Raw genomic sequence first — 12543 nt, forward strand, 5'->3', positions numbered from 1 at the left:
TCCGCTTCTCAGCCGCTCATCCGCCGCCGCACCAGGGCGTCGGCGACCTCGCGTACGTCGCGGCCCGCGACCGCGGGCAGGCACGTGCCCCGCGCCGGGCCGATGGCGCGCGCCCAGCGCTCCGGTACGCCGCCCTCGCCCCGGCCGGCGCCGGCGAGCGCGCCGGCGATCGCGGCGGTCGTGTCCGCGTCCCGGCCGAGGCTCACCGCGGTCACCACGGACTCCTCGACGTCGCCGCCGCCGGTCAGGTACGCGGCGAAGGCGAGCGCGACCGCCTCCGGCGCGAGGTCGGTCCACGGGTAGTGACGGGTGACCACGGCCTCGTGCAGACGCCGCGCCAGGTCCTCACCTGTCTCGGCGAGTTCTCTGGTCGCACTCGGCTTCTCACTCGCTCCGCGCCCGGTCTCGTCCCTCAACCGGCCACTCCGCTCGCTCGGCGCCTCGCGCTCCGCGCGCATCGCGGCACCGACGCTCCGGGCGGTCCAGGAGTCGGCCGGGACCGCGGCCAGTCCGGCCGCCACCACGGCCGACGGTTCCGCGCCGGTCATCGCGACGGCGACCGCCGCCGCGACCGCCCGGCCGCCGTTCACTCCCTCGCCGCTCTGGCTGACCGCGCCGTCGACCGCCGCGAGGCGTGCCGCCTCCGCCGGGTCGCCCGCGGCGAACACCCCGTACGGGGCGGAGCGCATCGCCAGGCCGTCGGACCAGCCGTGCCGGTGGGAGAGCCCGGTCAGGGGCGGCTCCAGGCCGCGGCGGAGCGCCTCGACCGTGCCCAGCTCGGAGAAGCCCGCGCCCTTCATCGGGCCGGTGATCGGCAGGATCTGCTCCCGGTACGTACGGACCACGTCCGCGCTGGTGAGCGCCGATCCGTACGTCTCCAGCAGCAGCCCTACGAAGATCGCGTACTCGGTGTCGTCCGTGCCCGCCGCGACGCCGTCCGGGCCGGGCTCCAGCTCGGTCAGCCGGCCCCACCTCCGGGCGATCTCCTCGGGGGTGAGGTTCTCGGCGGGGCGCCCGAGGGCGTCGCCGGCCGCCAGGCCGAGCAGACACCCGCGGGCGCGGTCCCCGATCGTCATCTCGCCGCTCAATGCTGGTATCTCGCCAGCACCTTGTCCCCGTCGCCGGTCAGCTTCTGCGCCAGCTGATCAATGCTGATCTTGTTGGCGAAGTATGACTGGAGCGCCGGCGTGGCGACCTTGGTCTTGAACTCGTCGTAGCCGTCGACCTTCAGGTACGGGGCGAGGATGAGGTTCTTCGCCGAGGCGATGGCGATGTCCCAGCCGTCCTTGGGGGTGTTCAGCGACGGGTCCTTGGCGGCCGTCTGGCTCGTCGGGATCAGCCAGTCGCCCTTGGCCAGCTCCACCTGGTGCTGCCCGTTCAGGAACCAGCTGATGAACTTCACGGCCTCTTTGGGGTGCTTGCTGTCGGCGGCGACGGACAGCGTCTGGGCGATCTCGCCCTGCTGCGTCGTCTGTCCCTTCAGCGGCGGGATGGTGACCCACTGGAAGTTCTTCGGCGCCTGCTCGATGACCTGCTGGCGCATGTAGATGCTCGCGGGGAGCATGGCGAACTTGCCCGCGTAGAAGCCGGGCAGCGGGTCGGCGGTGCCCATGCCCAGCGCCGACGGGTCGGCGCTCTTGTCCTTGTAGAGCTGGTCGTGGATCCGCTGGAGCACCTCACGCTCCTGCGGGCCCACCTTGACCGTCGTCTTGCCGCCCGAGGTCTGGAAGAACGTTCCGCCGTAGTTCAGCGCGAGGTTGAGCACGCGGTTCACCGGGGACTTGAGCGCCCAGGCCACGCCGAAGCGCTTGCCGGTCGTGAGCTTCTTGGAGATCTGCTGGAACTGGTCCCAGGTCCAGGGCTGGTCGACGGTCGGCACCTTCACGCCGGCGTCGTCGAGCATCTTCTTGTTGGCGAGGATGACCTGCGACTCCTGCAGGAACGGCACGCCGTAGATGCCCTGCTCGCCGCCGCCCTGGCCCGCGAAGGTCGCGGTGCCCCAGGCCGACTGCGGGATGTCGCTCTTCAGGCTCGAGGGAAGCAGCTTGGTCAGGTCGGTCAGGTACCCCTGGCTCGCGAATCCGGCCAGCGCCGACGAGTCGTCGTGGATGACGTCCGGCGGGTCGCCGCCCTCGAAGGAGGTGACGAGCTGGTCGTTGACGTTGTCCCAGCTGCCCTGGACGTACTGCACCTGGATCTTGGGGTTCTCCTTGTTCCACTCGGCGACGAGGCGTTTGTTCGCCGCGAGGGAGTCCTTCTGCCAGGCCAGGCTGAGGAACTTCAGCTTGACCGGCTTATCGGAATCGCTGCTGCCACCACCGGAACAGCCGGCGGCCAGCCCGATCACGGCGGCCGCGGCGACCGCGGCCACGGAACGAAGACGACGCATGGGCAACCTCCTGATTAACCCTTGACGGCACCGGCGGTGAGGCCCGAGCGGAGCCGGCGTTGGATGACGGCGAAGAACACGAGACTGGGGATGGTCGCCAGCACCGACGCCGCGGCGAGCGGCCCCAGCCGGGCGGCCTGTTCGGCGCCGGTGAACTTCACGAGCGTGAGCGGCAGGGTCGCCTTGTCCGGGTCCTTGAGGATCACGAGCGCGAAGAAGAACTCGTTCCACGAGGAGATGAAGGCGAACAGCAGCGTGGCGATCACGCCGGGAGTCAGCAGCGGGGCGATGACCCGGACGAGCGTACGCACCCGCCCGGCGCCGTCGACGGCCGCCGCCTCCTCCAGCTCACGCGGAACGCCGCGGACGTACCCCTGGAGCATCCACAGCGCGAACGGCAGGGTGAACGTCACGTGCACGAGGATCAGCCCCGGCAGGGTGTTCACCAGGTCCAGCTTCCGCAGGATCATGAACAGCGGGATGACGATCAGCATCACCGGGAACACCTGGCTGACCAGCACCCACCCGATCGCCACCCGGTTCAGCATCGACCGGTGCCGGGCCAGCGCGTACGCCGCGGGCAGCGCGAGCATCACGGTGATGACCGCCACGGACAGCGCGACGACCAGGCTGCGCAGCGCGCTCCCGGTGAGGTCCTGGGTGGAGAACGCGTCGGTGAAGTTGCTCAGCGTCGGGTGGTGCGGGATCCAGCGCGGATGCAGGTTCGCCATCTCGCGCTGCGTCTTGAACGACGTCGACAGCAGCCACAGCAGCGGAAACGCCAGGAAGACCAGGTACGCGAGCAGCGCCACGTACTTCAGCGGTTTGCTCATGAGGCGTTCTCCCTCATCTGGCGCCAGAGGTAGAGGCCGAGTACGGCGAGCACGACGATGGTGATCGCGACGCCGAGCGCCGCCGCGTACCCGAAGAACCCGTAGCGGAACGCCTCCTCGTACGCGAAGAGCATCGGCAGCCGCGTACGGCCGCCCGGACCGCCCTGCGTCAGCGCGTAGACCATGGCGAACTGGTTGATGTTCCACACGAAGTCGAGCGAGGTGATCGCGATGATCACCGGGCGGAGCTGGGGCAGCGTGATGCTCCAGAAGCGCCGCCACACGCCGGCGCCGTCTACGGAGGCGGCCTCGTGCAGCTCCGACGCGACGCCCTGCAGCCCGGCCAGCAGGACCACGGTGGTCTGCGGCATCCCGGTCCACACGCCGACGACGATGATCGCCGGTAGCACGGTGCCGAAGTTGTTCAGCCAGTCGATGTTGTGGCCGATGACGTGCGCGTCGCGCAGCGTCTCGTTGAGGACGCCGGCGGTCGGGTGGTAGACGAGCCGCCACATCAGACCGATGACGATCGGCGGCATCGCCCACGGTGCCATCGCGAGCGCCCGCGCGAGCCCGCGGAACCGCAGGTCGGAGTTGAGCAGCAGGGCGAGTCCTAGCGCGGCGGCGAACTGCAGGACCGTGACGCTGACCGCCCAGATCAACCCGATCTTGAAGGAGGACCAGAAGTCCCCGTCGGTCAGCACCTCGCCGAAGTTCTTCAGTCCCACGAACGAGATGACCGCGTTGCGGCCCCCGCGTGCGTCCGTGAAGGACAGGTAGATGCCGTACAGCAGCGGGCCCACGCTGAAGATCAGCACCGGGATGAGCGCCGGGAGCAGGAGGAACGAGACGCCGCGGTCGGCGCGGCGGCCCTTCCCGACCCGGCCTCGGGCGGTGGCCTCGATGGCTGTCATGAGATGCCCTTCTGCGAACACGTCGATCCGCGGACGACCAGGCGGGGTTCGACCGTGACGACCCGGGGCTCGGCGTCGCCGTCGGAGAGGCGGTCGAGCATCAGCTCGGCCGCGCGGCGACCGCGTTCGGCCGACCCGAGCGCGACGCTGGTGAGCGCGGGCCAGGCCGCCGGCGCCAGGTCCGTGTCGTCGGTGCCGACCACGGCGACGTCCTCCGGCACCCGCACTCCCTCCGCGCGCAGCACGTCCAGCGCGCCGAGCGCGATCAGGTCGTTGGCGCACATGAGGGCGTCCGGACGGGTCCGCGCTAGGAGTCTTCGGGTGGCGGCGGCGCCGTCCTCGCGGTAGAAGTCACCGATCTCGATGAGCGCCGGATCGTGCGGCAGGCCCAGCTCGGTCAGCGCGTCGGCGTACGCGCGGGCTCGCGCGGCGCCCGGCACCGTGTCGAGCGGGCCGTTGACGAAGCCGATGCGGCGACGCCCCAGCGCGTACAGGTGGTCGAGCGCGAGCCGGATCCCGGTGCGCGAGTCCGCCCGTACGTTGTCGACGGGCGTGCCGGCGGGCACCGACCCGATGACCACGACCGGGGCGCGGGCCTCGGCGAACGCCTCCAGGTGCCGCTCGGTGACGCGGATCGGGCTGATGATGAGGCCGTCCGCGTACCGCTCGCCGAGCCGGCGCAGCACGTCGAGCTCGTCGTCGATGTCGGCGTCGGTGGAGTGGAGGATGAGGCGGAGGCCCGCGTCCTTCAGCACCGGCTGCATCGCGCGGACCATCGCCACGTACGTCGGGTTGCCGATGTCCGCCATGGCGAACGCGACCTGGTTCGTCCGGCTCGACTTCAGCGACCGCGCCACCGAGTTGGGGACGTAGCCGAGCTCCTCGGCGGCGACCCGTACGGCGCGTACGGTCGCCTCGCTGGTGGGCAGCCCGTTCAGGACACGCGACACCGAGGCGATCGAGACACCGGCACGCTCGGCGATGGTCGTGATCGTCGGTCCCTGACGCATGACCACCTCCAGTCGAGGGTTCTCCGTAAACGTTTACGGCGACGCCGTCCGGAGGGTCGTAAACGTTTACGGACGAGGGAAAGGCGCGAGCGAGGGCAACGCCTTCGGGAGTGAGGAGTATGAAACCGCCCTGAAACGTCCACGTCAAGTGGGGTATGCGAAGAAGCCACCCTCCACAGACGCCGGGCCCCCGGCTTCGGCTCGCGCGCGGGCCCGCCACACCGCGCCGTACCGAGAGCGGGCGACCCGCGCCGCGAGTACGAGCGGGACAGGATGGCCGGGGGCCGGATCCGGGGGCGCCCGCGCCGCGAGTGCCGGTGGGACGTCATGGGCCGGGTCCGGTTCCCGGCGACCCATGGCCGGCCGGGCGCGACGCCCGGTCGGCCAGGCGAAAGGAAAGGGCGCCCGGCCGTTCCAGGGATTTTCGCCGAGGAAATCATTTCCGCGCTGAACCCTGTCGGCGCGTCTCCCGTATGCCGGAGTGAACGGCTCGAACGAACTATCTTTCCGGCAGTCAAGGAGGAGCCCTGATCATGGGTGCTCGCATCAAGACCCTGCTGAGTCTGACCGCGGCGGGGATTTTCGCGTCCGCACTGGTCCCGGCGGCGGCGCACGCCGACGGCGTGAACTTCCGCTTCTGCAACGTCAGCGGGAACATCAACCCGCATGACGAGTACGTGTCGTTCCCGTACCGCGGCGGGTTCTCCTCCTACATCGAGCCGCCGGGCGGCTGCTGGAGCGCCGTGCTGAGCGGTGTGGCCAGCGACGAGGCGGTGGGTTACCGAAACGTCAACGGACAGTGGCTGGCCGTCGCCACCAAATACTTCAGTGACTCTTCCGGATCCGTCGAATTCGACTTCTGATTTTGTTTACCACGGCCTGGTCCGGCAGATGGTCCGCCATCACGCGGACCGGGCCGTTCGCTGAATGGCGAGAGCGACCGCGCCGAGGAGTTCGGCGCGGTTCTCCAGTGTTCCGGTCGTCACGGTCACCGCGCGTGCGACGCCCGGCTGGGCGTAGCGCGTGATCGCCTCCCGGATGCCGTCGGTGAGCGCGCCGCCCGGCAGGCTCAGCTCACCGCCGACGATCACGGCCTCGGGGTTGAGCACGTTGCACATGTCGGCCAGCGACCGGCCGATGACGCGTCCGGCGTCGCCGACGACGCGGGACGCGCCCGAGTCGCCCGCCTGGAGCAGCCGGACCACGTCCGCGACGGTGAGCGCGTCGCCGTGCATCGGCCGCAGCGCCGCGAGGATGTGCGGCGTCGAGACCAGCGTCTCCAGGCAGCCGCGGCTGCCGCACCGGCACACGAGCCCGTTGAGCTCGATCTGCACGTGGCCCAGTTCGCCCGCGTAGCCGTTGGTGCCGCGGTAGAGGCGCCCGTCGAAGATCAGGCCGGCGCCGACACCGGTGGAGACCTTGACGAAGACCAGGTCGCGTTTTCCGGTGCCGGCGCCGTACGTCATCTCCCCGAGCGCACCCAGGTTGACGGCGTTCTCCGGGATGACCGGGCGCCCGATGCGCTCGCCGAGGCCGCCCGCGGGATCGATGTCGACCCATCCGGGCAGGATGTTGTTGACCACGACGCGGCCGGTGTGCCGGTCGAGGGGCGCGGGCAGGCCGACGACGACCTTTTCGACGTCGCCCTTCCGATGGCTGGTTTCGCGCAATATTTCGCTGAATTCGCGGGCCGCGGTGTCAAGGGCGACCTCCACGGAGTTGTCGACGGACAGCCGCACGTGGCGCTCGGCGGTGACGTCGCCCGAGAGCGTGGCCACGGCGACGCGCAGATCGCCGTGGCCGAAGGCCATGCCCACGACGAGACCCGCCGCCTCGGTGAGCGCCAGCCGGGCGGGCGGCCGTCCCCGGCCCGGCGTGACGCGGGTGTTCGGGTCGGCGGGCACCTCCCGCAGGACGCCGTCGCCGATCAGCCGGGCGGCCAGGGCCGCCACCGTCGCCCGCGACAGCCCGGTGATCCGCTCGAGCTCCGCGCGGGTGACCGTCCCGTGCGCGCGCACCGCCGCGACCATGCGGTCGAGGTTGTACGCGCGGTGCGGATATCCCGGCCTGGGTCGCGGGCTCACTTGGCTCATGCCGTCCTCCCGGCGCGTACGCTACCGCGCTAATTTTGCATTTTTCTCAGCATAATTAGGCCAGATATGGCACTCCTCCCTCCATTGACAAGGCAGAAATGCCGTCTTAACTTCGCGGAAATCCCCCCTATTCGGGCAGCCCGAAGAGCGTGGAGAGCCCCGATCGATCCGATGAGGAGCGCCCATGTACACGCCGCCACGAAGATCCCGCCGACGTACCGCGCTCGCCTGCGCGCTCGCGGTCACACTCCCGCTGAGCCTGGCCCTCACCGCCGGGCCGGCCGGCGCCACCACCCACGCGTCGCGCACCACGGTGACGGTGAGCGCCGGTGGCGGCTACACCATCGACACGAGCGGCCCGCGCTATCACTTCGCGGGCTCGGTCGGCGCCCCGGTGGACCACATCAAGCACGTCAGCGGCCGGGACGGCGTCGGCGCCTACCATGAGGTCGACTTCGACTACACGGCCGGCGGCGTGGGGCGCGGCAGCGGCATCCGCGCCTACGACGACAAACCGGTGGTCCTGTTCACCACGACGTACCGGCAGGCCGCGGCCAACGCCTATCCGTTCCCCGCGCTGTCGGGCAAGCCGGCCCTGCCGCACACCGAGACCTTCGCCGGCTGCTTCGCCGACCGGAAGTTCGACGCCTCGGGCGACGCGGGCTTCAGCCCGTACCTGGCGTTCGACGCCTCCGGCAGCGGCTACCTGCTCTCGCCCGCGTCCAACTTCACGACCGCGGTCACGAAGTACGACGCGAGCGGCGCGCTGACCAGCGGCGTCTCCTCGGGCGTCAGCAGCCTGCCGGCCGGGTTCACCCAGCGCACCGTGCTCGCCTTCGGCCACGGCATCAACGACGTCTACGGCACCTGGGGCAAGGCCCTCACCGGTCTGTCCGGCAAGCACCGGCCGTCGCAGGACGCCACGAACACCCTCGCCAAGCTCGGCTACTGGACCGACAACGGCGCCACGTACTACTACAACTACGACAAGAGCCTCGGCTACGCCGGCACGCTGCAGGCGGTCCGCGACGACTGGAAGGCCAAGGGCCTCCCGATGGGGAACCTGCAGCTGGACAGCTGGTTCTACCCGAAGGGCCCGAACGCCGTCTGGGACGACAACCCCGAGGGCGAGTACCGCTACGAGGCGGACAAGACGCTGTTCCCCGACGGGCTCAAGGCGTTCCAGCAGAGCGTGGGCGTGCCCCTGATCACGCACGCCCGGTGGATCGACCCGTCCAGCCCGTACCACCAGGAGTACAAGATGTCGGGGCAGGTGGTCACCGACCCGGCATTCTGGAACGACCGAATGCGCTACCTCAAGGCGTCCGGAGTCGACACCTTCGAGCAGGACTGGCTGTGCTCGCACGCGCAGCCCGACTTCAACCTCACCGACCGCGCCGCGTTCCTGGACAACATGGCCAAGGCCGCGGCGGCGAACGGCCTCGACATCCAGTACTGCATGCCGCTGCCGCAGGACTACCTGCAGAGCACGCTGTACGACAACGTCACCAACACCCGGGTCTCGAACGACCGGTTCGAGCGCTCCAAGTGGGACTCGTTCCTCTACACATCACGCCTGGCGAGCGCGCTCGGCGTGTGGCCGTGGGCGGACGTGGCGATGAGCACCGAGACGCAGAACCTGCTGCTGCAGAACCTGTCCGCCGGCCCGGTCGGCGTCGGTGACCCGATCGGCAAGGAGAGCGCCGCCAACCTGAACAAGGTGGCCGAGGCGGACGGCACGATCGTCAAGCCGGACACCCCGATCGTCCCCGACGACGCCACGTACGTGGGTGACGCCGCCCAGCCCGGCGGCGCGATGGTCGCGACGACCGGCAGCCGCCACGGCTCGCTGTCCGCCGGCTACGTCTTCTCCTACGCGCGCGCCGTGCCGACGCCGAAGCCGGACACGACCTACGAGGCGGAGGACGCCAAGCTGTCCGGGCCCGTCGTGGGCACCGACCACTCCGGCTACACCGGCCGCGGATTCGCCGACTACCAGCACGACTCCGGCGACTACGTGGAGTGGAACGTCGACGTGCCGTCCGACGGCACGTACACACTGCTGTTCCGGTACGCCAACGGCGGCTTCGCGGGCCGGCCCCTCGCGGTCACGGTGGACGGCGGCACGGCGTCCACGCAGCCGTTCGACACGACCGGCGACTGGGCCTCGTGGTCGGTACAGCCGGTGGTGGTCACCCTGTCCGCCGGCCACCACACCGTACGGGCGGCGACGACGGGCGCGAACGGTCCGAACATCGACAACCTCGGTGTCAGCGCCGGCGCGGTCACCGTGCCGACGACCGAGGACGCCCACTTCCGGCCCGCCGACCTCGGCGTGACGGGGAAGGCGTACGTGTACGACTACTTCTCCGGCACCGGCAAGGTGGTCGACGCCGATGACACCTACACCGCGCAGGTGACCCGCGACGGGTCGTACTTCCAGGTGGTGCCGGTGGGCCGGTCGGGCATCGCGTTCCTCGGCGACGCCGGCAAGTTCGTGTCCCTGGGCAAGCAGCGGATCAGGTCGCTGTCGGACGGCGGCGCGGTCAACGCCACCGTCGCGTTCGCCCGCGGGGACGGACCGGTCACGCTGCACGGCTACTCTCCGGTCCCGGTGTCGGTACGGGCGGCGGGCGGCAGCGCCGGCGACGTCCACTACGACGCCGCCTCGCATCTGTTCTCCGTACAGGTCAGCCCCGGCCACGGCGCCACCGTGGCCGTGACCGTGACCCGGCGGTAAGGCTGAGGCCGGTCTCCCCCGCGGCCTCCGCGAGGGAGGCCGGCCGCTCCGCCCCGTACTCCCATTCCGGCACTTACGGCCGACTCCGGGCAGACCGTTGACTGTCCCCGGAGACCAACCTAATTTCGACGAGTCACCTCCGGACGATCCCCCGGCGAGGAGGTCCCGCGTGCGCGACCAGGGACTGGGTTCGTGGCCGGTACGGCGAGCACGCAAGACGCCGGAGGACGTCGCCCTCATCCACGACGACCGGGCGATGACGTACGCGGAGCTGCGCGAGCGGGTGGTCCGGCTCGCGCACGCCCTGCGCCGTGCCGGGGTCGGGCCCGGTGACCGGGTCGCCTACCTGGGCTTCAACCATCCGTCGTTCCTGGAGACGCTGTTCGCCACCGGGATGCTCGGTGGGGTGTTCGTCCCGCTCAACGCGCGGCTGGCCGGGCCGGAGGTCGCCTACCAGCTCGCCGACTCGGGCGCCTCGGTGCTGATTCACGCGCAGCCCGTGGACGACCTCCCGGTGACCGCGATCGCGCGGGAGGAGCTCGACCGGCTGCCGGCGGCGGACGAGCCGATCGACGTACCGGTCGCGCTCGACGACCCCTGCATGATCATGTACACGTCCGGCACCACCGGGCGGCCCAAGGGCGCGGTCCTCACCCACGGCAACATCACCTGGAACGCCGTCAACGTCCTGATCGACCACGACCTGATCGCCCGCGAGGTCGCGCTGGTGTCCGCGCCGCTGTTCCACACGGCGGGGCTGAACATGCTGACGCTGCCGGTGCTGCTCAAGGGCGGCACCTGCGTGCTGACCGGCGGCTTCGACCCGGACGCCACCTTCGACCTGATCGAACGGCACCGCGTCACCTTCATGTTCGGCGTACCCGCGATGTTCCAGGCGGTGGCACGCTCGCCGCGCTGGGCGGAGGCGGACCTGTCGTCGCTGCGCCTGCTGACCTGCGGCGGAGCGCCCGTACCGCCCTCGCTCATCGCGACGTACCAGGAGCGCGGGCTGACCTTCCTCCAGGGGTACGGGATGACCGAGGCGGCGCCCGGCACCCTGTTCCTCGACGCGGCGCACGCCGTGTCCAAGGCCGGTTCGGCGGGCGTGCCGCACTTCTTCACCGACGTGAAGGTGGTCGGCCTCGGCGGCCTGGAAGAGGTGCCGCCCGGCGAGACCGGGGAGGTCGTCGTCAACGGACCGCACGTCATGCCCGGCTACTGGGGACTGCCCGAGGAGACGGCCCGGACGTTCACCGACGGCTGGTTCCGTACGGGCGACGCGGCGCGCCTGGACTCCGACGGCTACGCCTACATCGTCGACCGCATCAAGGACGTGATCATCTCCGGCGGCGAGAACGTCTACCCCGCCGAGGTGGAGAACGCCCTGCTCGCCGACCCCGACGTCGTGGAGTGCGCGGTCATCGGCATCCCGGACGAACGCTGGGGCGAGACCGGCCGCGCCATCGTCGTCCCCCGCGAGGGCTCGAACCTGACGACCGAACGCCTCCTCGCCGCACTGTCGGGCCGCCTCGCCCGCTACAAGCTCCCCACCTCGGTCGTCTTCACCGACGAGATCCCCCGCAACGGCACCGGCAAGATCCTCAAATCCCGGCTGCGGGCGACGTACGGCGGTGCCGACTGACGGAGACGTCGTTTCACCTGGTGAGCCGAGGGCGGGTCAGGCACGGCGTGCGGCCCACACCGTCCGCTCGGTGCGTACGCGCAGGTCGTCGCGGCGCAGGATGCTGTGCGGACCGCCGGTGTCGAGCAGTCGGTCGAGAGCGGTCAGGTCCTCGGCCGTCAGAGCGGGTGCGACACTGCCGCGCATGCGACGCAGGCTGCTGAGCGCGTAGCGGCCGACCGCGTCGGTTTCGGACGGGTCGATGCTGACGGCGACGATGCGTTCGCCCTCGATGGTGAAGCCGGCCTTCGCCAGCTTCGCTCGCCAGTCGGCGCCGCGGTGGGGCACGTGCTCGGCGTGGTGGTGGTCGAGTGCCGCATGGCAGCGCTCTTCGAGCCCGGGAGCGTCTTTCGGAGCGTCTTCGGGCAGGAACCGGGGGAAGCCGGCCAGCTCGACGACGGCGAACAGGCCGCCCGGTGCCAGCAGGTCGTGGACCTGGCCCAAGGCGCGGTCGGGGTCGGCCATGTGGTGCATGGAGGCCGACGCCCAGACCAGCTCCGGCGTGCCGAGTTCGGGCCACGCCGCCGCGTCGAGGTCGGCCTGCACGATGCGCACGCGATCGGCCGCTCCGGCCGCGGCCACTTTCTCCCGCAGGCGGTGCAGGTGCACGGCGGAGGAGTCGACGGCCGTCAGCTCCGCCTCGGGAAAACGCCGGAGCAGAGCGAGGACGCCGGCTCCGGTCCCGCAGCCCAGATCCACGATGCCGCGAGGGCTGCTCTCGATGGGCAGCCAGTCGGTGATGGAGGCGAGGTGTTCGGCGAGCACTTCCGCGTCCAGGTCGAGAAGCTCCGTCTGGTCGCCTACGTCGTGGACGGCGTGCATGTGCGGGGAGGTGTGGCTCATACGTCCACGCTAAGCGGGCCGTTCGGACCTGGCCTGGCGG

General features: G+C 70.7%; 10 protein-coding genes. 3 read left to right on the forward strand and 7 right to left on the reverse strand.

Annotation, left to right across the window (positions count from 1 at the left end):
- Positions 1-8 precede the first annotated feature (8 nt).
- The 5 genes from ABEA10_RS20050 to ABEA10_RS20070 are packed head-to-tail and all read right to left on the reverse strand — an operon-like array spanning position 9 to position 5146.
- On the reverse strand, positions 9-1076 hold the full coding sequence (locus ABEA10_RS20050) for an ADP-ribosylglycohydrolase family protein (protein ID WP_345465872.1): 1068 nt from the start codon (positions 1074-1076) through the stop codon (positions 9-11).
- Positions 1077-1084: 8 nt separating this feature from the next.
- Positions 1085-2389, reverse strand: a complete 1305-nt coding sequence (locus tag ABEA10_RS20055) for an ABC transporter substrate-binding protein (RefSeq protein WP_345465875.1) — start codon at positions 2387-2389, stop codon at positions 1085-1087.
- A gap of 14 nt (positions 2390-2403) precedes the next feature.
- The gene (locus tag ABEA10_RS20060; protein ID WP_345465877.1) at positions 2404-3222 is read right to left on the reverse strand and encodes a carbohydrate ABC transporter permease; all 819 of its coding nucleotides are present in this window, start codon (positions 3220-3222) and stop codon (positions 2404-2406) included.
- On the reverse strand, positions 3219-4136 hold the full coding sequence (locus ABEA10_RS20065) for a carbohydrate ABC transporter permease (protein ID WP_345465878.1): 918 nt from the start codon (positions 4134-4136) through the stop codon (positions 3219-3221). Before ABEA10_RS20065 ends, ABEA10_RS20060 begins: the two co-directional genes overlap by 4 nt.
- Positions 4133-5146, reverse strand: a complete 1014-nt coding sequence (locus tag ABEA10_RS20070; RefSeq protein ID WP_329247417.1) for a LacI family DNA-binding transcriptional regulator — start codon at positions 5144-5146, stop codon at positions 4133-4135. The genes ABEA10_RS20065 and ABEA10_RS20070 overlap by 4 nt, the downstream gene beginning before the upstream one ends.
- Positions 5147-5679: 533 nt before the next feature.
- On the opposite strand from ABEA10_RS20070, the gene ABEA10_RS20075 reads away from it, so the two are divergent.
- Positions 5680-6009 (forward strand): hypothetical protein, encoded by a 330-nt coding sequence (locus ABEA10_RS20075; protein WP_345465881.1) that lies wholly within the window; start codon positions 5680-5682, stop codon positions 6007-6009.
- A 39-nt stretch (positions 6010-6048) separates the two neighbouring features.
- On the opposite strand, the gene ABEA10_RS20080 is transcribed toward ABEA10_RS20075, so the two are convergent.
- Positions 6049-7239 carry an ROK family transcriptional regulator gene (locus ABEA10_RS20080; RefSeq protein ID WP_345465884.1) on the reverse strand — a complete coding sequence of 397 codons (1191 nt, stop codon included), beginning with the start codon at positions 7237-7239 and terminating at the stop codon, positions 6049-6051.
- A gap of 184 nt (positions 7240-7423) precedes the next feature.
- Between ABEA10_RS20080 and ABEA10_RS20085 the strand changes: the two genes are divergently transcribed.
- Together ABEA10_RS20085 and ABEA10_RS20090 are read left to right on the forward strand one after the other, a co-directional pair.
- Positions 7424-9979, forward strand: a complete 2556-nt coding sequence (locus tag ABEA10_RS20085) for a CBM35 domain-containing protein (protein ID WP_345465887.1) — start codon at positions 7424-7426, stop codon at positions 9977-9979.
- 169 nt (positions 9980-10148) lie between these two features.
- Entirely contained in the window at positions 10149-11621 is a 1473-nt protein-coding gene (locus ABEA10_RS20090; protein WP_345465889.1) for an acyl-CoA synthetase, read from the forward strand.
- A gap of 36 nt (positions 11622-11657) precedes the next feature.
- Here the strand turns inward: ABEA10_RS20090 and ABEA10_RS20095 are convergent, their stop codons facing one another.
- Positions 11658-12503, reverse strand: a complete 846-nt coding sequence (locus ABEA10_RS20095) for a class I SAM-dependent methyltransferase (protein ID WP_345465891.1) — start codon at positions 12501-12503, stop codon at positions 11658-11660.
- Between the last annotated feature and the right edge of the window lie 40 nt (positions 12504-12543).

Origin of the sequence: Actinoallomurus oryzae (assembly GCF_039541955.1) — a bacterium.
In the GTDB taxonomy this organism is placed as follows: Bacteria; Actinomycetota; Actinomycetes; order Streptosporangiales; family Streptosporangiaceae; genus Actinoallomurus; species Actinoallomurus oryzae.